Origin of the sequence: Pseudomonas sp. TNT2022 ID1044, from assembly GCF_028656895.1 — a bacterium.
Classification (GTDB): domain Bacteria; phylum Pseudomonadota; class Gammaproteobacteria; order Pseudomonadales; family Pseudomonadaceae; genus Aquipseudomonas; species Aquipseudomonas reinekei.
This window is the reverse complement of sequence record NZ_JAMDHB010000001.1, coordinates 909589-932487: the sequence shown is the minus strand read 5'-3', so window position 1 is coordinate 932487 and position 22899 is coordinate 909589. Positions and strand designations below refer to the sequence as shown.

General features: G+C 59.3%; 18 protein-coding genes. 7 read left to right on the top strand and 11 right to left on the bottom strand.

Annotation, left to right across the window (positions count from 1 at the left end):
• Positions 1-3 precede the first annotated feature (3 nt).
• The 3 genes from M5G20_RS04085 to fdnG are packed head-to-tail and all read right to left on the bottom strand — an operon-like array spanning position 4 to position 4664.
• Positions 4-666, bottom strand: a complete 663-nt coding sequence (locus M5G20_RS04085) for a formate dehydrogenase subunit gamma (RefSeq protein ID WP_273918016.1) — start codon at positions 664-666, stop codon at positions 4-6.
• A complete protein-coding gene (gene fdxH / locus M5G20_RS04080; protein WP_273918015.1) occupies positions 663-1598 on the bottom strand; it encodes a formate dehydrogenase subunit beta in 936 nt (311 codons plus the stop codon). Before fdxH ends, M5G20_RS04085 begins: the two co-directional genes overlap by 4 nt.
• Positions 1599-4664 (bottom strand): formate dehydrogenase-N subunit alpha, encoded by a 3066-nt coding sequence (gene fdnG, locus M5G20_RS04075; RefSeq protein WP_273918014.1) that lies wholly within the window; start codon positions 4662-4664, stop codon positions 1599-1601.
• A gap of 228 nt (positions 4665-4892) precedes the next feature.
• Between fdnG and M5G20_RS04070 the strand changes: the two genes are divergently transcribed.
• From M5G20_RS04070 to M5G20_RS04055, 4 genes are all read left to right on the top strand, one after another.
• Positions 4893-6047: a MalY/PatB family protein gene (locus tag M5G20_RS04070; RefSeq protein ID WP_273918013.1), complete on the top strand. Its 1155-nt coding sequence runs from the start codon at positions 4893-4895 to the stop codon at positions 6045-6047.
• A 146-nt stretch (positions 6048-6193) separates the two neighbouring features.
• Positions 6194-7051, top strand: coding sequence for an SDR family oxidoreductase (locus M5G20_RS04065; RefSeq protein ID WP_273918012.1), 858 nt, complete (start codon positions 6194-6196; stop codon positions 7049-7051).
• Between the two features lie 94 nt (positions 7052-7145).
• Positions 7146-7304, top strand: a complete 159-nt coding sequence (locus tag M5G20_RS04060) for a hypothetical protein (RefSeq protein ID WP_273918078.1) — start codon at positions 7146-7148, stop codon at positions 7302-7304.
• Between the two features lie 7 nt (positions 7305-7311).
• Positions 7312-8676: a cation:proton antiporter gene (locus M5G20_RS04055; protein WP_273918076.1), complete on the top strand. Its 1365-nt coding sequence runs from the start codon at positions 7312-7314 to the stop codon at positions 8674-8676.
• A gap of 77 nt (positions 8677-8753) precedes the next feature.
• On the opposite strand, the gene M5G20_RS04050 is transcribed toward M5G20_RS04055, so the two are convergent.
• The 3 genes from M5G20_RS04050 to M5G20_RS04040 all read right to left on the bottom strand — a co-directional run bounded on the left by M5G20_RS04050 (position 8754) and on the right by M5G20_RS04040 (position 14495).
• Entirely contained in the window at positions 8754-10292 is a 1539-nt protein-coding gene (locus tag M5G20_RS04050) for a PAS domain S-box protein (RefSeq protein ID WP_273918011.1), read from the bottom strand.
• A gap of 274 nt (positions 10293-10566) precedes the next feature.
• On the bottom strand, positions 10567-12846 hold the full coding sequence (locus M5G20_RS04045) for an ATP-dependent DNA helicase (RefSeq protein ID WP_273918010.1): 2280 nt from the start codon (positions 12844-12846) through the stop codon (positions 10567-10569).
• Positions 12843-14495 carry a VRR-NUC domain-containing protein gene (locus tag M5G20_RS04040; RefSeq protein WP_337994287.1) on the bottom strand — a complete coding sequence of 551 codons (1653 nt, stop codon included), beginning with the start codon at positions 14493-14495 and terminating at the stop codon, positions 12843-12845. The genes M5G20_RS04045 and M5G20_RS04040 overlap by 4 nt, the downstream gene beginning before the upstream one ends.
• Before the next feature lie 207 nt (positions 14496-14702).
• On the opposite strand from M5G20_RS04040, the gene M5G20_RS04035 reads away from it, so the two are divergent.
• Positions 14703-14927: a YgdI/YgdR family lipoprotein gene (locus M5G20_RS04035; protein WP_273918009.1), complete on the top strand. Its 225-nt coding sequence runs from the start codon at positions 14703-14705 to the stop codon at positions 14925-14927.
• A gap of 108 nt (positions 14928-15035) precedes the next feature.
• On the opposite strand, the gene M5G20_RS04030 is transcribed toward M5G20_RS04035, so the two are convergent.
• The 4 genes from M5G20_RS04030 to M5G20_RS04015 are packed head-to-tail and all read right to left on the bottom strand — an operon-like array spanning position 15036 to position 18813.
• On the bottom strand, positions 15036-16121 hold the full coding sequence (locus M5G20_RS04030) for a polyamine ABC transporter substrate-binding protein (RefSeq protein WP_273918008.1): 1086 nt from the start codon (positions 16119-16121) through the stop codon (positions 15036-15038).
• Between the two features lie 47 nt (positions 16122-16168).
• Entirely contained in the window at positions 16169-16510 is a 342-nt protein-coding gene (locus M5G20_RS04025; RefSeq protein WP_273918007.1) for a cupin domain-containing protein, read from the bottom strand.
• Between the two features lie 30 nt (positions 16511-16540).
• A complete protein-coding gene (locus M5G20_RS04020) occupies positions 16541-17947 on the bottom strand; it encodes an NAD(P)/FAD-dependent oxidoreductase (protein ID WP_273918006.1) in 1407 nt (468 codons plus the stop codon).
• 50 nt (positions 17948-17997) lie between these two features.
• Entirely contained in the window at positions 17998-18813 is an 816-nt protein-coding gene (locus M5G20_RS04015; RefSeq protein WP_150732880.1) for a helix-turn-helix domain-containing protein, read from the bottom strand.
• 263 nt (positions 18814-19076) lie between these two features.
• Between M5G20_RS04015 and M5G20_RS04010 the strand changes: the two genes are divergently transcribed.
• Positions 19077-19349, top strand: a complete 273-nt coding sequence (locus M5G20_RS04010) for a DUF1652 domain-containing protein (RefSeq protein ID WP_273918005.1) — start codon at positions 19077-19079, stop codon at positions 19347-19349.
• Positions 19350-19401: 52 nt separating this feature from the next.
• Here M5G20_RS04010 and M5G20_RS04005 read toward each other — a convergent pair whose 3' ends face one another.
• On the bottom strand, positions 19402-21879 hold the full coding sequence (locus M5G20_RS04005; protein WP_273918004.1) for a UvrD-helicase domain-containing protein: 2478 nt from the start codon (positions 21877-21879) through the stop codon (positions 19402-19404).
• Between the two features lie 277 nt (positions 21880-22156).
• On the opposite strand from M5G20_RS04005, the gene M5G20_RS04000 reads away from it, so the two are divergent.
• On the top strand, positions 22157-22852 hold the full coding sequence (locus M5G20_RS04000) for a pirin family protein (protein ID WP_273918003.1): 696 nt from the start codon (positions 22157-22159) through the stop codon (positions 22850-22852).
• Positions 22853-22899: the final 47 nt, after the last annotated feature.

Genomic DNA, 22899 nt, shown 5'->3' with positions numbered 1-22899 from the left:
GGGTCAGCCCTTTTTAGTGATCGGTCGCTCGGGCGTTTCGTCGCGCGGCGCGTCCTGCGTCACCTGGCGATACCAGAGTTCGTGGTGTTTCTTTGCCCAGGCGCGACTGACCCCGCCATGCATCATGGCGCTCACCGAACCCTTGATCCAGATGCCGGCGTAGATGTGCACGATGATGCTCAAGATCAGCACAAAACCCGCCAGCGCGTGCAGCAGCATGGCCCAGCGAATGCTGGTAATGCCGAAGTACTCACTGAAATAAGCACGCCAGATCACCAGGCCGCTAAACAGCAGCACCAGCATGCACAGCAGTAAAGTCCAGAACAGCAGCTTCTGCCCGGCGTTGTATTTGCCCACCGGAGGAACCTCTTCCTCATTGTTGGCCATCACCCGATCGATGCGCTTCAGCCACTGCCGATCATTGCTAATGAAAAAGTTGGCGCGCCAGAAGCTGAACACCAGACCGAGGAAAAACACGAACATGAGCACGCCCATGAAGGGGTGCAGGATGCGCGTCCACGGCCCGCCGCCGAACAGATTGGTCAGCCAGAACATGGCCGGATGAAACAACGCGAGCCCGGACAGGCCGGCCATGAGGAACAGAATCGCCACCAGCCAGTGATTGGTACGCTGGTTACTGGTGTAGCGCAGGATCGTCTTGTTCATGGCCTGCCCTCCCCGCGTGGATCAAAGGTGTGCACCGCCGGATCGACTTGATGCACCGACGTATCCGGCGGTTGCGGGTGCTCGTCTTCCTCGACCCGGTTCGGTCCGATACGCACATAGTGGAAGAACCCGGCCAGCACCGCCGCGCCCATGGCAAGTAGCGCCAGGGGTTTGCTGATGCCTTTCCACAACCCCACCAACGGACTGATGGCCGGATGATCGGGTAAACCGGCATACAGCCTTGGTGTGTCGGCATGGTGCAGCACGTACATCACGTGGGTACCGCCAACACCTTCGGGGTCGTACAGGCCGGCGTTGTCAAAGCCGCGACTTTTCAGGTCGACGATGCGTTCGGCGGCGTGTTCCTTCATGTCTTCCTTGGTGCCGAACACGATGGCGCCGGTCGGGCAGGTTTTCACGCAGGCCGGCTCCAGCCCCACCGTGACCCGGTCCGAACACAGGGTGCACTTGTAGGCTTTATGGTCTTTTTGCGAGATGCGCGGAATGTTGAACGGGCAACCGGTGATGCAATAGCCGCAGCCAATGCAATGGTCCTGGTCAAAATCGACGATGCCGTTGGCGTGCTTGATGATCGCCCCGGGGCTGGGACATGCCGCCAGGCAACCGGGCTCGGCGCAATGCATGCAACCGTCCTTGCGAATCAGCCATTCCAGGTTACCGGCATCGGTTTCATGCTCGGTGAAGCGCATCAGCGTCCAGGTGTCGGCGGTCAGGTCATGGGGGTTGTCGTAGGTGCCAAGGTTGTGACCAACCTCGTCACGCAGCTCGTTCCACTCCGAACAGGCGACCTGGCAGGCTTTGCAGCCAATGCATTTGGTGGTGTCGATCAGCTTGGCGACTTCCTCCACGCCGCGCACCGACGGCGCGGGGGTGGTGGTGGCCGAGCGGGCAATGATGTCTTGGCTGGCCATTTAGACTTTCTCCACGTTGACCAGGAACGACTTGGATTCCGGGGTCTGTGTGTTGCCATCGCCGAGGAACGGCACCAGGGTGTTGGTCAGGTAACCGTGACGCGTGAGGCCGGTAAATCCCCAGTGCAGCGGAATGCCGATCTGATGCACCACCTGATTGTTGACCTGCAGCGGCCGAATCCGCTTGGTCACCACCGCCACTGCTTCGATAAAGCCGCGCTTGCTGCTGACCCGCACCCGATCACCGCCAACGATGCCTTTCTCCTTGGCCAGCACTTCGCCGATTTCCACAAACTGCTCAGGCTGGGTAATCGCATTGAGCTTGCAGTGCTTGCTCCAGAAGTGGAAGTGCTCGGTCAGCCGGTAGCTGGTGGCGGCGTACGGGTAGTCCTTGGCCACGCCAAGTGTGTCCCACACCGAATCGAAGATCCGCGCCGCCGGGTTGCTGGTGGCTTTTTTGTTGTTCGGGTGCAACGGGTTGATGCCGATTGGCGTTTCGAACGGCTCGTAGTGCTCGGGGAATGGCCCCTCGTTCATCTTGTCGACGGCGAAGAACCGCGCCACGCCCTCGGGGTTCATGATGAACGGATTCATCCCGGCTTCCGGTGGCGAATCCGCCTTATAGTCCGGCACATCGGTACCGCCCCAGGTCTTGCCGTTCCACCACACCAGACGTTTATTCGGGTCCCATGGCTTGCCTTGCAAGTCCGCGGAAGCGCGGTTGTAGAGAATCCGCCGGTTGGCCGGCCAGGCCCACGCCCAGCCTTGATGCTGATGCATGCCGAACGGGTCGTTGTTGTCACGGCGGGCCATCTGATTGCCCGTTTCTGTCCAGCTGCCACAGAAAAGCCAGCAACCGGACGCCGTGCTGCCGTCGTCCTTCAATTGGCCGAAACCGGCCAACTGCGCATTCGCCTTGATCACCGCGCCAGTGGCGTCGGTGAAGTCGATGGTGGCGGATCCGTTGATTTCCTTGGCCAGTTCCTCCGGCGAAGGTTCGTCGGCAATCTTGTACGGCCACGACAGTTTGAGCAGCGGATCGGGGAACTTGCCGCCATTGGCCTGGTAACGCTGGCGCAAACGCAGAAACAGTTCACTCATGATCCGCACGTCGGTGCGCGCCTCGCCGGGGCCGTCGGCGCCTTTCCAGTGCCATTGCAGCCAGCGGCTGCTGTTGACCAGCGAACCGTCCTCCTCGGCAAAACAGGTGGTGGGCAGGCGAATCACTTCAGTCTGGATCTCGGCGCTGTTGACGTCGTTAAACGGCCCGACCTTTTGCCAGAATTCAGACGTTTCAGTCGCCAGCGGGTCCATCACCACCAGCCACTTGAGCTTGGCCAGCGCCGCCATTACCCGGTTTTTATCGGGCAGCGCGGCGATGGGGTTGAAGCCCTGGCACATGTAGCCGTTGACCTTGCCCTGGCCCATCAGATCGAACACCTTGAGGATGTCGTACTGCGGGATGTCGAGTTTCGGCAGGTAGTCGTAAGCCCAGTTGTTTTCGACCGTGGCGTTGGCGCCATACCACGACTTCATCAAGCTCACGTGGAACTTGCTGTAGTTCTGCCAGTAGGACAACTGCCCCGGCCGCAACGGCGTTTGCGTGCGCTTGGTGATGAAAGCGGCGTAATCCTGTTCGGAGTCGCCGGGCAGCGTCAGGTAACCGGGCAGCGAGTTGGACAGCAGGCCAAGGTCCGTCAGACCCTGGATATTGGAGTGCCCGCGCAAGGCATTCACGCCCCCGCCCGGCATGCCGACGTTGCCCAGCAGCAGTTGCACCATTGCCGCGCTGCGGATGATTTGCGCGCCGATAGAATGCTGGGTCCAGCCCAAGGCATAGAGGATGGTCATGGTCTTGCCCGGCTGCGAGCAAGTGGCGATTTCCTCCCAGATTTTCTGCATGGCATCGACCGGCATACCACAAATCTGGCTCGCCAGTTCGATGTTGTAGCGGCTGTAGTGCTGCTTCATCAATTGATAGACGCAACGCGGGTCTTGCAAGGTGGGATCAACCTTGACGAAGCCGTCTTCGCCGAGTTCATAGCCCCAGCCAGACTTGTCGGTATACAGACGCTTGGCCGCGTCATAGCCACTGAAGATGCCGTCTTCGAAGCCATAGCCGGCTTTGACGATGAACGACACGTCGGTGTAGTTGCGCACGTATTCGTGCTGGATCTTGTCCTCGGTCAACAGGTAATTGATCAGCCCGCCCATGAAGGCGATGTCGGTGCCGGTGCGAATGGGCGCGTAATAGTCGGCCACCGAGGCGGTCCGGGTAAAACGCGGATCGACCACAATCAAACGCGCCTTGTTGTGCGCCTTGGCCTCAGTCACCCATTTGAAGCCGCACGGATGCGCTTCTGCTGAGTTGCCGCCCATCACCAGAACCAGATTCGCGTTGGCGATATCGGTCCAGTGGTTGGTCATGGCACCACGGCCGTACGTCGGGGCAAGACTTGCCACCGTCGGGCCGTGTCAGACACGCGCCTGGTTATCAAACCCCAGCATGCCGAGACTGCGAATGACCTTGTGGGTGATGTAACCCGCTTCGTTGGACGCCGCCGATGCCGCGAGGAAACCGGTGGTCACCCAGCGATTCACCGTTTGGCCGTTGGCATTCTTCTCGATGAGGTTGGCGTCGCGGTCGGCCTTCATCAGGTCGGCGACGCGATCGAGCGCTTCATCCCAGGAGATTCGCGTCCACTCCGTGCTGCCAGGCTTGCGCACCTGCGGGTATTGCAGGCGACCGGGGCTGTGTATGAAGTCCAGCAAGCCTGCGCCTTTGGGGCAAAGAGTGCCGCGGTTGACCGGGTGGTCGGCGTCACCTTCGATGTGGATGATGTTTTGCGCGACGTTCTTCCCTGCATCGCCCTGGCTGTACATGATCAACCCACAGCCGACCGAGCAATACGGGCAGGTGTTGCGGGTTTCACGGGTGTGGGCAAGCTTGAAGTGGCGCACCTGCTCGGCGAAGGCCTGCGTCGGGGCCATGCCCAACGCGCCCAGGCTCGAGCCCGCAAGGCCGATACCAGCGACCTTGAAGAACTGACGACGGCTGAGGTCCATCGTGCACTCCTGATCAGGTGGAAATCCGGTGCGTTGCCGGATTGTTCTGGACAAACACGGTTGCGGCAGCCGGGCTGCCGACATCTGGATTCTAGACAAGGCTGTCGAAATCACCATGACAGCCGACCGTCGGACGCACCCGGTCATCAACCCAATCACACGCTCGCTCCCACAGGGATTGGCGATTATCATGGCGACCATCACCCACCCGCTGTTACGAGACCGCGCATGACTTTCGATTTTGATCAGGTGTTCGACCGCCACAACACCGGCAGCACCAAATGGAGCCGCTACCCGGCCGACGTGTTGCCGATGTGGGTTGCCGACATGGATTTCGCTGCGCCGCCAATGATCATCGAGGCCCTGCAAAAGCGTCTGGAACACCCGATGGTCGGCTACAGCGTGGCGCCGGACAGTCTGCGCGAGGCCATCGTTGCCGATTTGTGGAACAAGTACGCCTGGCGCATCGAGCCACAAGAGCTGATCTTCCTGCCGGGTGTCGAATCGGGCGTCAACATGGCCCTCAAGGCCTTGGTCCAGCCGCCACAGAACGTGGTCGTGCAAGTGCCGAACTACCCGCCGCTGCGCCATGCACCGGGGCATTGGGGCCTGAACAAGGTCGAGTTGAATTTCGACCCGCAACCCGACGGCAGCTACACCACGCCACTGGCTACCTTGAGCCAGTCGTTGCAAGGTGGCGGCGCCCTGCTGCTGAGCAACCCGCACAATCCGCTGGGCAAGGCGTTTCCCCGTTCCGAACTGCAAGCGATCGCCGACATCTGCCTGGAGCACGACGCCTGGATCATCTCCGACGAGATCCACGCCGAATTGTGCTTCGACGGCCGCCAGCACGCCCCGATGGCTTCCCTCAGCCCGCAAATTGCCCAGCGCACCATCACGCTGATGTCGGCGAGCAAGGCCTATAACATCGCCGGGCTGAAAACCTCGTTCATGATCATTCAGGATCGCCACCTGCGCGAGAAGATCAACCACGCCCGCTGCGGCATGGTCGACAGCGTCAACCCGCTGGGCATGGAAGCCACGCGCGTCGCCTACAGCGAAGCCGGGCCCTGGCTGGCCGCGCTGAAGGATTACCTGCAAGGCAACCGTGATTATCTGGTCGACGCCGTGCGCACGCGCCTGCCGGGCATCACCATGAACGTGCCGCAAAGCACTTATCTGGCCTGGCTCGATTGCACGGCGCTGGGGCTGGACAACCCGCACCAGTTCTTCCTCGAACAGGCCAAGGTCGGTTTGAGCCCGGGCCTGGACTTCGGTGATGACGGCCAGCAATTCGTGCGCCTGAACTTCGGCTGCCCACGGTCACTGCTGGAAGAAGGCATCGCGCGGATGGAGCGCAGTTTGCAGCACCTCAAGGGCTGATATGGCCTAAGGCAATCGTTATCCCTGTGGGGCGGGCTTGCCCGCCCCACAGTGTTTTGCGTACAGCAAGTCATCTGAAATTCAACCGAACTCCAGCCAAAGCCCCACAGTCAACTCGAACACGACCCGCTGTTCGGAGATTGATGATGAACGACTACCCAAAACCACCCTTCCCCAAGCAACAACAACCCGTCCCCGGCTCTCAACGCAAAATGGACCCCTACCCGGACTGCGGCGAGCAAAGCTACAAAGGCTCGGGGCGTTTGGAGGGCAAGATCGCGCTGATCACCGGTGGTGACAGCGGCATTGGCCGCGCGGTGGCGATTGCCTTCGCCCGTGAAGGCGCGGACGTGGCCATCGCCTACCTCGATGAACAGGAAGACGCGCAAGAAACCGCCCGTTGGGTCGAACAGGCCGGCCGCCAATGCCTGCTGCTGCCCGGCGACCTGGCGCACAAGGTGCATTGCCACGCACTGGTAGAGAAAACCGTTGAGCGCTTCGGGCGCATCGATGTGCTGGTCAACAACGCCGCGTTCCAGATGACCCACGAAACCCTCGAAGAGATCCCCGACGAAGAATGGGTGATGACCTTCGACGTCAACATCACCGCCATCTTCAGGATTTGTCAGGCCGCGTTGAAACACATGCAGCCGGGCAGTTCGATCATCAACACCAGTTCAGTCAACTCAGACTTCCCTAACCCGACACTGCTGGCATACGCCACGACCAAGGGCGCCATTGCCAATTTTTCCGCCGGCCTTGCCCAGATGCTGGGGCCGAAGAACATCCGGGTAAACAGCGTCGCCCCGGGCCCGATCTGGACACCGCTGATCGTTTCCACCATGCCCGAGGCAACCGTGCAGAACTTCGGCGCCAACACCCCCCTTGGCCGCCCGGGTCAGCCCGTGGAAGTGGCGCCGATCTATGTGCTGCTGGCCTCAGATGAAGGCAGCTACATCACCGGCCAGCGCTTTGGTGTGACCGGCGGTAAACCGATCCTTTGAGCTGCCGCGGAAAAAATGAACCCGTGGACATTGGTTGCGCTCAACACCTTATAGGGCCCTCCACTGGCGGGCCTTTCGATATCTGGAGGTCGCCATGTCCGCACCTATCGTCAAGCTGTTTACCCAACCCAACTTCGCCTGGACGGATTGGGGTGTCGGGCCGCTGGTGCTGGTCACGATCCTGCTGGAAATGATCCTGGTGTGGTTCAACGTCCTGACCCCTGAGTATTTACGCGCCCAGTCGGTTGATTAACCAAGCCATGGGCTTCATTGCCTGGGTCGCCGTGCTGGGCGCCGTGCTGCTGACGCTGGCGCTCACCTCGTCGTACCTGCGCTGGATGCCGGTGACCACCTCGGCTGTGTGCCTGGTGCTGGGCGTGGCCATCGGGCCGGCGGGGCTCGACTGGCTCAGGCTGGATATCAAAGACGCGTCGTTCTGGATGGAGCACCTGACTGAAGTCGCGGTGCTCTTTTCAGTGTTCGTCTGCGGACTCAAATTGCGGCTGCCGCTCAAGGATCGCAAATGGCGCGTGGCGTACGGGCTCGCGGGACCAGTGATGCTCCTGAGCATCACCGGCGTGTGCCTGTTGCTGCATTTTGCCTTCGACCTGCCCTGGGGGCCGTCGCTGCTGATCGGCGCCATACTGGCGCCGACCGACCCAGTACTGGCTTCGCTGGTTCAGGTCAATGATGCCAAGGATGACGACCCGGTCCGCTTCGGGCTCTCTGGTGAAGCCGGCCTGAACGACGGGATCGCGTTTCCCTTTGTCATTCTCGGTCTGTTGTTTATTCAACAGGGCGAGGCCTCCTCAACGGCCTGGCTTGATGACTGGGCACTCAAACGGCTGTTATGGGCAGTGCCTGCGGGTTTGCTGATCGGCTATTTCATGGGCCGTGGCATCGGGCGCCTGACCTTGTCGATGCGCATCAGAAACGCCGACAGCACCCTATCACCCAACGATTACCTGACCTTCGCGCTGATCGCACTGGCCTATGTCGCGGCTGAGACGGTTCACGGCTACGGGTTTCTCTCGGTATTCGCCGCAGGGCTGGGCTTGCGCGGCGCCGAGGTCAAGTCCACCGGAAATGCCCAGCCACCGGCGGAACATCTGGTGCAAGCGGTGGTTGGCCACCAGAACGTTGAGCCCGACGCTGCCGTGCATGGCGATGTGGAGCATTTGCAAGACACGCAGGTTGCCGCCGGGATCATGATCGGCGACATGCTGTCGTTTGGCAGCTTGGTGGAACGGGCCATGGAAGTGTTTTTGGTGACGTTGCTCGGCGTCGTGCTGATGGCCCACTGGGACTGGCGTGCCCTTGCCATCGGCGGCCTATTGTTTTGCCTGGTTCGCCCCATGAGCGTCATGCTCATACCCTGGGGTGGTTTGCTCGACGGTCGGCAACGACTGCTGATCGGCTGGTTCGGCATTCGCGGGATCGGCAGCTTTTTTTACCTGTTCTATGTTCTCAACCATGGGCTGGCCCCTTCGGTGGCAACCCTGTGTACCGACCTGACACTCTCCGTGGTGGCGCTGAGTATCCTGGTCCACGGCATCAGCACCCAACCGGTCCTCGCCCGTTATGAGCAGCGTAAAAAGCCGATCGTTGATCCGCGAACGGCATGAGACATCAAAGTAGAGGAGACAGAAATGTTTCCTCAGGTGAAGAAACTGCTCGGCACAACTACGGTTGTAATTTGCAATCACTTCATCGTCGACGCAATGATCTCCACCAGGTTGAGTTGGGTAAACGGCTTCGACAACCTTGGCAACCCGGCCTCAAAACTTTCAAGACGCTCTGCATAGCCGGAGGCCAGGATAATCGGCATGTGCGGTTTGAGCCTGCGGATGGCGTCCGCCAGTTGCGCGCCACTCATCTGCGGCATCGCCATATCGGTGATGACCAGGTCGATGACTTGATCGCCGGCTAACATCTCCAGCGCTTGTACGCCCGATGTCGCCGCGATCACCCGATGGCCGAGATCCTCAAGCAACAAACAGGTGCTGGTCAGCACCAGACTATCGTCATCCACCACCAGCACGCTCAGCCGAGGCACCTGCGGCGTAACCGGCTCATCGATAACAACGTCAGGGGGCGCGTTACTGTTCGCGACGGGCAACCATAGCTCTGCGGTTGTTCCGTGGTCCTTCTTGCTTTTGAGGACGAACCGCCCTCCCAATTGCTCGATAAAACCGTGGACCATCGATAATCCCAGCCCGGTCCCTTTACCCAGCCCCTTTGTCGTGAAAAACGGGTCCATTGCCGATGCCAGCGTCGCGTCATCCATGCCCTCTCCCGTATCGGTGACAGACAGACACACATATCGGCCCGCCGCCATAGGCGGTCGAATGTCATCACAAACGTCTTCGGTCCGGGTGCTGATGACGATTTTTCCACCGTGAGGCATGGCATCACGGGCATTGGTTGCCAGGTTCAGTACGGCCAACTCAAGCTGGTTGACGTCGGCCAGCACCGGTTCGAGCTCCGCAGGAAAACGGGTTTCGAGGACCACCGAAGGCCCGAGCGAGCTGCGCAACAGCCCGGAGATGCCTTGCACCAGTGCCGGTATCTCGACGGGTTCGGATTTGAGTTCCTGACGCCTGGCAAAGGCCAGCATGCGCTGGGTCAGGGAGACGCCTCGCAAGGCACCCTGGGTGGCGTTGTCGAGCAGCCGGGTAATTTTCGGGTCGTCTGAAATTCGCTTACGGACGATTTCCAGATTGCCGAGGATAACGGTCAGCAAGTTGTTGAAGTCGTGAGCGATACCGCCGCTGAGCTGGCCGATAGCCTGCATCTTCTGCGCCTGGAACAGCGCTTCACGGGTTTTCTCCAGGGCTTGCTGCGCCATCTTCCGGTCGGTCAAATCCCGGGTGATCTTGGCAAAACCGAGCAATTGGCCCGAAGGGTCGTATATCGGGTCGATCACCACGTGGGACCAAAAATGCGTGCCGTCCTTGCGCACACGCCAGCCCTCGCCCTCGAAACGCCCCTCGCGGATCGCCGTGTCCAGGGCCTTTTGCGGCTTGCCGACTCCGCGATCGTCATCGGTGTAAAAGCGCGAAAAATGCTGACCGATGATCTCGGCTTCTTCATAGCCTTTGAAACGCCGCGCACCAGCATTCCAGCTGATGATGATGCCGTCGGGATCAATCATGTAAATCGCGTAGTCAACCACCGCATCGATCAACAAACGAAAACGCCTGTCCTCGAAAGCCGTGGTATTGGTTTGATCTTCGCTCATTGATCCCTCTGTATTGGTTGATGTGGGGAGTATGCGACAAACCAGAAATTTGGAAAGCCGTAAAACCACTGAACGAGCGGTTAACGGTAAACGTACTTCACGATGTAGGCATACAGGTCGTTAGGGGTGTGTCGGTGCTTCTGACATCGCTCGATTTCCTGATCGAAGAGCCGGTGAAAGTGATACCCGGCCATTTCAATAAAGTGCGTTTCCAGTGATTGTTCAAACCGCGGTTTGATTTAACTTATGTCCATGATTTGAAAGGTAATAATTCCTACTGGGCGGAGTGAAAAAGCGTCGGTTCTATTGACCACCAGCGAGGCAACAATTGCCTGACCTTGCCCTCGCCGAAGCGGTCATCGATCAACATCACCACCCCTTGATCCTGCTGGGTGCGAATCACTCGGCCCGCGGCCTGCACCACTTTCTGTACGCCGGGATACAGATAGGTGTAGTCGTAGCCCGCCCCGAAAATCGCCGCCATGCGTCGTTTCATTTGTTCATTGACGGGATTGAGTTGTGCCAGCCCAAGTGTGGCGATAAACGCGCCAATCAGGCGTGCACCGGGCAAATCGATGCCTTCGCCAAACGCCCCGCCCAATACGGCAAAGCCAACACCCTGGCTTTCGGCGGTGAATTGATCGAGAAACTGCTGACGCTGCTCCTCTGCCATCGCGCGCGATTGCGACCACAGGTTGATCTGCGGATAGCGCTCGGCCAATAGCTGCGCGACTTGCTGCAAGTAATCGAAGCTGCTGAAGAACGCGAGGTAATTGCCGGGACGCCGGGTGAATTGTTGCGCGATCAGCTCGACGATCGGCGCCAGCGACGCCTGCCGGTGGACGAACCGCGTGGAGATCTGATTGACGATGTGCACCTGCAACTGGTCGGCGTGAAACGGCGACTCCACGTCAATCCACACAGTGTTCGCCGGCGTTCCCAGCAAATCAGCGTAATAGTGCCGAGGGCTGAGCGTCGCGGAAAACAGCACGGTGCTGCGTGCAGCCGTCAAACGCGGCCCAATGAAGCCGGCGGGCACCACGTTGCGCAGGCAGACCTGCGAAAGGCTTTTTTTGCGCTCGAGGTCGCGCTTGCTGATATCGAACAGAAACTGCTGATCGAAGAGTTCGCCCACCCGGCAAAACTGCAGCATCTCGAAATAGAAGCTCTGTAGCGCGCTGTCCAGTCCTTGTGGGTGATCGTTCAGATAGTCGCCGATGCTCGCACTGCACGACGACAACGCCTGCAGCAACTTGTCCGGAGGCTTGTCATAGGCCTGATAAGCGCCCGCTTGCTGATTGTGCAGGGCATTCCATTCGCGGTTGACCCGTTGCAGTGGCTTTTTTAATGCTTCGGGGGCGGTTTTTCTTACGCCATTGAGGGCCGATTGGTCGAGGCTGGCGCTGTACATCTGACGGCCGCGCTCCACCAGATTGTGGGCTTCGTCCACCAGCGCCGCGACTTTCCAGTGATTGGCCTGGGCCAGTCCGAACAACAAGGCGCTGAAGTCGAAGTAATAGTTGTAATCGGCGACCACCACGTCGGCCCAGCGGGCCATTTCCTGGCTCAGGTAATACGGGCAAACCCCATGCTCCAGAGCAACCTGGCGCAGTCCATTCTGGTTCAACAGGCTCACTTCACTGGCCGCCTGACGCGCCGCTGGCAAGCGATCGTAGAAACCCTGGGCCAGCGGGCAGGATTCGCCGTGGCAAGCCTTGTCCGGATGCTCGCAAGCCTTGTCCCGAGCGATCATCTCCAGAATCCGCAGGGGCGGCGCATCGGTGCTGTCGAGAATCACCTGCGCGGCGTCAAGTGCCAGTTTGCGTCCCGGGGTTTTAGCGGTGAGGAAAAACACCTTGTCCAGTTGCTGCGGCGCCAGGGCTTTGAGCATCGGGAACAAGGTACCGACGGTTTTGCCGATGCCGGTCGGCGCCTGAGCCATCAGGCAACGGCCGGTACTGACGGCCTTGAACACCGATTCGGCGAGATGACGCTGGCCCGGGCGGAAACCGGCATGGGGAAATTTCAATTGCTGCGCCGCGCGATTGCGCCTTTCGCGATGGACCATTTCCTGTTCGGCCCAGTGCAAAAACAGCAGGCAATGCTGCTCGAAAAACGCCTGCAGCTGCCCGGCGCTGAAAGACTCGACCAGGCAGGTTTCTTTTTCGCTGACGATGTCAAAGTAGACCAGCGCCAGATTGATCTGCTCAAGCTGCAGTTTCTGGCACATCAGCCAGCCGTAGACCTTTGCTTGCGCCCAATGCAGTTGACGGTGGTTGGCCGGTTGCTTGCTCAAGTCGCCACGGTAGGTTTTGACTTCCTCCAGGCAGTTTTGCGCCGGATCGTAACCGTCCGCCCTGCCCTTGACCTTCAGGCTTTTGAACAGCCCTTCGAGGGCGACTTCACTTTGGTAGCCCTCGCTGCGCCGGGATGCCACCGTGCGATGGCCGACAATACCTTCCAGCGCCGTTGGCGACGGTGTGAAGCGCAGGTCAAGGTCCCCGACCTTGGCGGTGAACTCACACAGCGCCCGCACGGCAATGCTGTAGCTCAAGCCTCTTGCTCCGCCCATTGCACGTAGCAAACGGCAATCGGCATGCGGTGCTCATGGCAGAATTCCAGCCAGCGCAGCTGGTTATCCTGCAAGCGGTCCCCCGGCCCTTTGACTTCGATCATGCGGTAGGTCTTTTGCTGCGGCCAGAACTGGATCAGGTCGGGCATGCCGGCGCGATTGGCCTTGATGTCGAGCAACAACCGGTTGAACCAGTGCTTGAGATGCTCCGCCGGCAAACAGTCGAGCGCCTGTTCCAGCAACGCCTCGTTGAGCACGCCCCAGAATACGAACGGCGACTGCACGCCCCATTTGTCGGTAAAGCGTTCACGGATGGTCTGCCGATAACGACCGTCGTCGAGTTCTTCCAGGCACGCCCGGAACAGATCTGCCCGGCGCTCATGGAAATCCTCGTTGAGCAGATCCACCGGCCCACGCTGGAACGGGTGGAAAAAGGCGCCGGGCAACGGCGCGAAAATCGCAGGCCAGCACAACAGCCCGAATAACGAGTTGATCAACGTGTTTTCGACGTAATGGACCGGTGCGTCGTCTTCCGAAAGATGGGCCTGGACGTACTGCTCCACCGATAACTCCAGGTCGGAACGCGGCAAGTGCAAGTCCAGGCGCAGCATTTCCCGGGGCGACGGGCGTTTCATCGGCGGCCCGCCGAGCTTGCGCCGCAGCCTTGGCAGCATCCGCAGCAGCACCTGTCGTTCGGCGGCACTTTCCGGCGTTTGTTCGGCCTGGATGGCCAGTTCCAGCGCCAGTTCAAATTCACTGCAGCGTTCCAGCACGCGGATTAACCGCAGCCTCGCGCCGGGATATTTGCACTGGCGATAAAGCGCCAGCGCAGAGGCGAAATCGGCGATGCGTTCGCAATGCTGGGCGATCTGGAACAGCAGTTTGTCCCGGCGCCTTTGCAGCCATGGATTGCTCAATGTCAGCCCGTTGACCAGCCCGACCACATCGGCCAGCGCCTCACTGGCCTCGAACAGTTGCTGGCATTGGTGCAGGAACATGCAGGCGTCCACGTCCTCACGGCTGCGCAGGCCTCGGGATTCAGCGCAGAAATCGACTTTTTCGTAGGTAAAGATGCCGAGGTCCGCCAGCACGAACTCCGACCAGTCCTGGTAAAGATTGCCAAAAAACATCAAGCGCAGGCGATCGCACAGGCCCATGATGGTCAGGCTGAGCAAGCGGTCGTTGAGCGCCGGGCTCCACTGGTTGAAGCTACGCGCCTCGGGGAATTGCTCACTCAGTACCGGCAGCCAGTCAGTCTTTTTCCCCTTGGGTTGATCGATGGCCGAACCCAGGCACTGGAGAATTTCGGCCTTGAGCAGCACCTCGAACAGTTCCTCCACCGTCAGGGCCATCTGTTCATCAACCCACCCCAGGACCAGCAACGGACTGGCAGCGGTGGCAATGTCGCCGATCTCGGTGTAATGCAGTTTGCCGGCCCTGAAGTGAATACCCTTGCGCATGATCATGCGGACCAGTAATGCCCCGGACTCACGTGGCAAGCCCTTGAAGTCGCGAATAAAGCATTGCTCCTCGTCGCTCAGCACGTCGGCATAACGATGCTCAAGCCAATCAATGACTTGCATGAAGTTATTCAAGTAATAGAACGGATCGTCGAGGGGATTTGCAGTCACAGGAAATAAAGGCCATGGCAAGCGAGTACTGGTTATGCGTACAGATACCAGCAACCACCTGCCCGGCGCAAACGGAAAAGGATAAGCGGCGGCGCTGACAGGTTATTTTTTTGGGCGCGCAGAACTTTCCGCCGATCCATGGAACCAACCGCGTTACAGGTGCTGTCGTGCGCAACCGTCGCAGCTTTTTTTGTTTAAGAGGTGGTTATGAATATCAAGACTCTGGGATTGCCCCTGGCGGCAGTAGCCTTTCTGGCCCTCGCCGGTTGCTCGACGCCAACCGTGGTGACCTTGCAGAACGGCACCCAGTATTTGACCAAGGACATGCCGAAAACCAAGAACAAGGATGGCTTCTACGAGTTCGAGGATATTTCCGGGGCGAAGGTCAAGGTCAAGGCTGACGAAGTGGCGACGGTTCGCGAGGAAGACTGAAGACCGGGTTTTCGCTCATCGCGAGCAGTCTCACTCCTGCAGGGTGCTCCAGTTCCAGGAATGAGACTGCTCGCGAGGAGACCTAGATAGTCGCTACCGTTAACCTGATCAGCTACCGGTACGAATCTTGTTCCACACCCGCGTCCGAATCCGGTCGATATTCAGTGGCATGGCTTCCAGGGCGAACAATTTGCCCATCATTTGCGGACTCGGGTAGACCTTGGTGTCGTTCTTGATGGCCGGGTCGATCAGGCTGTCTGCCTGTTCGTTGCCGTTGGCGTAATGCACGTAATTGCTGATGCTGGCCATGACGTCCGGGCGCAGCAGGTAGTTCATGAAGGCATAACCGGCCTTCTCGTCCGGCGCATCGACAGGCATGGCGACCATGTCGAACCAGATTGCAGCGCCTTCTTTGGGAATCGAGTAACCGATGTCGATGCCATTCCCGGCTTCCTTGGCACGGTTTTCCGCCTGCAGGATGTCGCCGGAGAAGCCGACAGCCACGCAGATGTCACCGTTGGCCAGGTCGCTGGTGTACTTGGACGAGTGGAAGTAGCTGATATAAGGCCGGACCTTCATCAGCAAGTCCTCGGCCTTTTTATAGTCTTCCGGGTTTTTACTGTGATGCGGCAGGCCCAGGTAATTCAGCGCTGCGGGTAACAATTCGGGGCCGTTGTCGAGGATGGCGACGCCGCACTTTTGCAGCTTTTGCATGTTTTCCGGCTTGAAGATCAAGTCCCAGGAATCCACCGGCGCGTTATCACCCAGCACCGCTTTGACTTTGGCAATGTTGTAGCCAATGCCGGTGCTGCCCCACAGGTACGGGAAGCCGTGCTCGTTGCCCGGATCGTTGGTTTGCAGGGCCTTGAGCAACACCGGATTGAGGTTCTTCCAGTTCGGCAGCTGGGACTTGTCGAGTTTCTTCAGCGCCCCGCCTTCGATCTGCCGCGCCATGAAGTGGTTGGACGGAAACACCACGTCATAACCGGATTGGCCGGTCATCAGCTTGCCATCGAGGGTTTCGTTGCTGTCGTAGACGTCGTAGGTGAAGTCGATGCTGGTTTCTTTCTGGAAGTTCTTCGTGGTGTCCGGCGCAATGTAGTCCGACCAGTTATAGATTTTGACGGTCTCAGCTGCCTGGCTGATGGCGGCGACCAGCATCAGCGGGGCCAGTGTCAGTGTCTTTCGGATCATGAGTCGATTCCTGTAGGGGTTGTTTTTGTTGGCAGGCAATCAAAGGATCAAAAAATCAAAACGTAAGTCTTGCGCACGGTTTCCTGGATATCCCAGATGCCGAGGCTGTTGGCTGGCAACATCAGTGCGTCCCCCGCTTCTATGTGCAGGGTTTCGCCATTGTCCGGGGTGAAGGTGCAGCGCCCCTGGATGAAATGACAGAATTCCTGGGCAACGATCTGCCGCCGCCAGCGACCGGGGGTGCATTCCCAGACGCCGGTTTCGACGCCGTCGTCGCGCTCGACACTGGTGGTCGAGGCCACGGCCACCGGCGTACCGAGTGGCACGGCGACCGGGTTCGACTCTTCCAGCTTCAGGGTTGCGGTGTTTTTGAACTGCGTGATGCTCATGGGAGTACCTGTGGTTGTGAAACGCGCCGTTTACTGCATGAAACCTTCCATGAATCCCGCCACCCCGCTGGCAAGTCTGCGCCGCCAAGGGGCAGTGGCCGGGTTGGCGAGGGTCTGGTCTTCGTGGACAAAGCTGCGGATGATCGCGTTGTAACCGAGCCAGCGGCAGGGTTCGGGCTCCCAGGCCCGGAGTGCATCAAGACCGCCTTGGGGAATGACCCACGGCTGACGCACCCGCTCGGTATCGCGTTGCAGGATCAGGTCGGCCAAGGTCCGTCCGCCCAGGTTGCTGGCGCCCACACCCTCCCCGCCATAACCGCCTGACAGGGCAATGCCACTGACCCGGTCGCACAGCATGTGTGGCTTGAAGCGTCGGGACATGCCAAGGTTGCCGCCCCAGCCGTGGGTGATTTGTACATTCTTCAGTTGCGGGAACAATTCACCGAACAGATAGCGCCGCAGCTCGATTTCGCTGCGCGTCAGGTCGAAGTCGTGGCGCAACTGGCCGGCAAACTGATAACCGCCCCGGGCGCCGAAGATCAGCCGGTTGTCCGCGGTGCGCTGGCCGTACGTGACCTGCCGGCTGCTTTCACTGAACGCCTGTCCACGACTCAGGCCGATTTCGTCCCAAGTGGCGGCGGACAGTGGCTCGGTGGCGACGATCAGGCTTTGCACCGGTAACTGATAACGCCCCAACGGCGGCAGCGTCACCGAGTAGCCTTCTACCGCCGGCACAATCCAACGGCTGCGCACCGAGGCTTTCGCCGTGCGCAGGCTGCCGGACTGCCATTGGGTCACCGGGCTGTTCTCATAGATGCGCACGCCCATGCGCTCCACCGTGCGCGCCAACCCGCGTACCAGTTTGGCTGGGTGAATGGTCGCCACGTGGGGGGCGTAAATGCCGCCGTAGGGTTTGGCGACCCGGATCTGCTGCGCCAATTGCTCCGGACTGAGCCAGCGGTAATCGCTTTCGTTGAGCCCTTGCTTGTAGAGCTTGTCCAGATACTGGCGCAGGCTGGCTTCCTGCTCCGGATAGCGGGCAGCGCAGTACAGCGCGCCCCCTTTGCGGTAATCGCAGTCGATGCCTTCACGTTCCAGGACAATCGCTACTTCATCCGGAATGGCGTGCAATAGATCGTAAGACGCCCGTCGTTGCTCGGGTGACAGGCCAGCCAGAAGCCGATCCTCGCCCAGCAAATTGCCCATCAACCAGCCGCCATTGCGACCCGATGCGCCAAACCCGGCGGTTTGCGCCTCGATGATGGCGATGTTCAGGTCAGGGGCCTGACGCTTGAGGTAATACGCGGTCCACAGGCCGGTGTACCCGGCACCGATGATCGCGACGTCGACGTCCAGATCCTGTTCCAGTGCCGGACGCGCCAGCAACGGCTCGTCGAGTTGGTCCATCCACAAACTGATAGTGCGCCACGCCGGCATGCAAGACTCCGCCAATCAAACTTCGTTGGCGCTGATCCTAGTGCGAGGGCTTAAGCGTTGTCTTGCGCGCGTGCACGCAAAGAAATTTGTTTGGCGTAGGCCTTGGGTGACTGCCCGGTGTGTTGGCGGAAACAGCTGTAGAACGCCGACAGCGAATTGAACCCGGCAGCGAACGCCAGTTCGTCGATGCGCAGCGGTGGCGCAGCCTGGTCCAGGGCCGCGAGCAAGTGTTGCAGGCGCGCCTGGTTTACGTAGCGATAGAAGCTCTGCCCCAGCACCTGATTGAGCAAGTAGGAAATCTGGTTGCGGCTGTAGCCACACTCCTTCGCCACCCGTTGCAGGTCGAGCTCAGGGTCGAGATAGGGTTGCTGGCGCTGGAAATACTGTTGCAGATCATCGGCCATGAAACTCAATTGACGCGGTGACAAGCCGAGACGACTGACCGCCGGCCGCTGAGTGCCGCTGCTTTTACTGCTGGGTTGCTCATGCACCAGCGAGGCATATTCGTTGACCCGCCAGATCAGCCCGTCCTTGACGGTGATCGCTTCACTGGCACGAAACGACACCAGCCCCTCGCCTCCACGCAGGGTAATGCGGTACTGAATGAACGCGGTGTTGCCATCCAGGCGGATGCGGTCCGAGTGCTCCAGCGCTTCGTCCGGATCGCGGGGCATGCTGCTGCGCACGTACTCGCGCAACTGTTCAAGGCCCATGACGCGGTTTTGGAAAAAGTCGTTGTACTGGACATCGGGGTGATAAAGCGCCATGACGCCCTCCAGATCCCGGTGTTTCCAGCGCAAATGATAACGCATGACCGTCTCGCCCGTGGCCTGGGTTTGCTGCGGGCCATCATCCTCGGCGTGCATAAAGGTCTCGACGTGAAAAAGCCGAGCTTGCCCAACTTCGGCTTATGCATCAATGGCTAAACGAACGCCGCCGGTTCTGCGAAATCGTTTGCGCAGCCGGGTGAGAATAAAAAACGTGAAGCAATCGCCAAATGACCTGAAAATTCCACATTATTTTCACATCAAGCTGCTACTTTTAAGGTCTGTCATCGGTTGAGCCATTGAAGGCTCTTCCCTCCTAACGTGAGCTAAAGGAAGCGCTCGATGAAGAAGGCGGGCAACACATGAATAAAGGGTTCAGTCAGGTTACTTTTCCAAACGCCTGCCAGCTGATGCGCTGGCATTTTCATCCCATGGGTTTCGAGGCAAGCATGGATGCGCCGGGCAGCATGATCGCCCGTTTGTTTGATCGAGCCACTGGCGAAACCATGATCGCCATTGCCGGTATCCCCTGTGCGACGGTGATGAATGCCGCCGATGTGGAACGAATAATCGAAGCCGTGGAGGATGAGCTGGAGACATTCATCCCCCCGGTGGCTCTCAGGAGTTATGCCTGAAGGTAGATAGTCATGAAAAAGCCCACTTGATGTGGGCTTTTTGTTGGGTGAATCAAAGGATCGCAGCCTTTCCTTGGCGATGATCGACAAAGAACGCCTTGCCCTTACCAATACGGTCCGAAGCCTTCGGCATATTCACCGCCTGGGTTTCCTGCCCATCGACATACCAATAGCAGTGGCTTACCGCCCGGGTAATGCCCACGTAAGCCAGGCGCAGGATTTCGTCTTTCTGCGCATTGTCGTACGGTTCGCTGTCGCCAGCCTTGCCCAGGCCCGCCATGCGGTACACCTGATTCTTGTAGGGCGAACTGGTCAAGTGCTGGCAATCGCCGAGCAGGAACACCGCGTCGGCCTGCAGCCCCTTGGCGCTGTGATAGGTCAGCTGTTTCAAGCGCCTGGCTTCATACGGCAAGCTAGAATCAACATTAACTACAGGATTAATATGCTCTTCAATCAATGACTTATCGCTACCTTTTCGATAGAGCATCAAGATTGAATCACCCTTCCGGTAATGCTCCATCAGCCTTTGCGCCATGCCTTGGTCATCCCGATCCAGTACGTTGACCGGCAGCAACGGCTTCGGCTCACCACTGGCCTTGGCCTTCTTGCCGGGGATCGCCGGCGCGGCACGCACGATGTGTTCGGCGGCGTCGATGATGTGTTGATGGCTGCGGTAGTTATCGCTGAGCATGACTTTGGTGGTGCTCGGTGACGAAAATTCCTTGTTGAACTCCATGAAGTAACTCGGCGAACTGCCGCGCCATCCGTAGATCGACTGCCAGTCGTCCCCCACGCAAAGCAATGACGAGCGTTGCGCGCCACGCCCGACGTGCATGGCCGGGCCGCGACTGCGGATTTCCGTCAGGCTGGCGCGGATCCACGACACGATCTGCGGTGATACGTCCTGGAATTCATCGATCATCAAATGCGACAGCGGCCGCAGCAGCTCATCACTGAGCAACTTGAGGTTTTCCGGCGAGTGCTCGCTGAACAGGGCGAACATCCGGTTGTACGTCATGATCGGTGGCTTCTGGTCGAGCAAGTGATCTTCCAGCGCTCGCCAGTACAGACTCAAGGCTTCGAAAAAGAACCGGTCCGGGTCGTCCTTGCCAAAACTCATCTGGCCCACGGCGGTCGGTACATCCAGGCCGAGGTTCTCGATAAACCCGGCGGCGGCGACAAAACAGTCGAGCAACGGTGCGGAGGCGAGTTCACCCTTGACCTTGTAATCGAAGCCCGGCCCGGCACTGGCATCCCCTGCCAGCGAAGCCAGAACACGCCTTGATGACTCATAACTATCCAGCCATATCAAAGGCTTACAACAGAAAGCTTGAAACAGGGTGCGTTTTACCGCCCATTCCGCGCGCACGCTCAATTTGGCATTGGGACGTGTCAGCTGCGGGTTTTCCCGGGGGTCGAAGCCCAGCACCACCCAGGCGTCCAGCGACGGAATATAGCCGTGGCAATGGAACGTCGAGCCATTGATATCAAACGTCTGACGATCAGGCTCTATCCCCTTGATCGGCCAGGCTTTGGCTCGAAACCACAAGTCCTCGATCGTGTCGCAGAGTTCTTCATCACGCTTGGCGGCCAACTCGGTCACCGCCACGCGTTTCTGCACATCCGGGTGATCGCGCTCCAGTTCCTTGAGTTGCAAGGCATGGCGCGATAATGGCTTGATCAGCTCGCGAAAGCGTTCGTCGCGGGTGTACAAGGCGTGATAACAGGCATTGAGTTGCTGGCGCTGGGCATCGTTGATGCGCAGGTCGAAGGGATTGCTGTCCACCTCTTCGTCGCTGCCTTGAGCTCTGTGGCTGAGGTTCTCGAAGGCCTGCAAATGCTCGAAGCCCGGCAGGCTGCGCACCATGGGCAGGATTCGCGAGTGGAAGGTTCGCACCAGGTCACGGGCTTCCTTGAAGCTGAGCGCTCGCCCCCAGAGCGCGAACAACTCGATCAGTTTATTGATGAAGTCTTTGCGCGATTCGCGGGTGAAAGTCACCACCGTCATCGAACTCAGCTCGAATCCCAGGTACTGCGTCAGCAACACAATGCGCAACACCAGCGTTGTCGACTTGCCCGCACCGGCGCCGGCGATCACCGATGTAGACGGCGTATCACTGAAAATCATCTTCCATTGCGCAGTGCTCGGTTGAGCGTGCGGCGGCAAGAGTCGGGCAACGTCGGCCTTCATGCGCTTTTTCAGCTCGGCGGTTAGCGGCAAGCGCCAATCATCGAACAGGTGGTCATCAATGTTGGGTGGTCGATGCTCGGTGCTGCGCGAGTCACGTATCAGCAACACCTGACGGCCTTCTTCCAGCCCTTCAAGCTTGCCTTCCTTGTAGCCGTAATCCACCCCGGCACTGTGCCCGCTGCGGAAACCGTCCGCTTGGCCGTGCAGCCAGGACGCGCGGTGCTGTGCGCGCAGGCGGGTCAAGCCATGGCCAAAAAACCGGGCGGCCAGGCGTTTGAGCAGCGGCATCTCGGCCAGAGGACGAAGTTCAGGTGGAAGATCGGGGGTGTGTTGCGCCACGCGGACGGACTCCAGGGTCTGAGACTGTTGAGGGCTATGGTGTCTGCATTTACCGCTGAGTTCTAGTCAAATGCTTATGACTCATTGGCTTATGCGATGAAGTGAAGGCTGGATGAGAACGTTGGGACGGTTTTCATATCAAGACATTCGATTGTTATGAGGCATTTTTTACGCTTTTTCTCGATGGTTGCCTGCTGGATGATGACCGTCATCAACCACCGGTCTCGCTTCATGGCTCGCGCGTCAGGCGCCATGACGAACCTTTCAGGAGACGATCATGCTTGAACTCAGACCTTTCAACTCGCTGGGCGGCGCCCACCACGGCTGGCTGGATGCCCATCATCACTTTTCGTTCGCCGAGTATTACGACCCCAAACGCATGAACTGGGGCAACCTGCGGGTATGGAACGACGACGTGATCGCCCCCGGCACCGGGTTCCCCCAGCATCCGCACCGGGACATGGAAATCATCACTTACGTACGTGAAGGTGCGATTACCCACCAGGACAACCTGGGCAACAAGGGTCGCACTGAAGCCGGTGACGTTCAGGTCATGAGCGCGGGTACCGGGATCGCCCACAGCGAATACAATCTGGAAGCGACGCCGACCAAGATTTTCCAGATCTGGATCATTCCCAATGAATCCGGCCTGGCACCGTCCTGGGGCGCCAAGCCGTTCCCCGCTGGTCAGCGCGAAGGTTTCGTCACCCTGGCCAGCGGCAAGGCCGGCGATGATCAAAGCCTGCGTATTCGCGCCGATGCCCGGCTGGTGGCAGCGAACCTGAAGGCCGGCGAAACGACTGAATACCAACTGGACAGCGGCCGTCGCGCGTACCTGGTTCCGGCCACCGGTGTCATTGACGTCAATGGCTTGCGTGCACAAGCTCGCGACGGTGTTGCGGTTGCCGATGAGCAGGTATTGCGGGTAACGGCGATCGAGGACAGCGAAATCGTGTTGGTGGATCTGGCTTGATTGAGTAACTGCATGTCTGGTCCTGAAACAGGTTTACACCTGTTTCA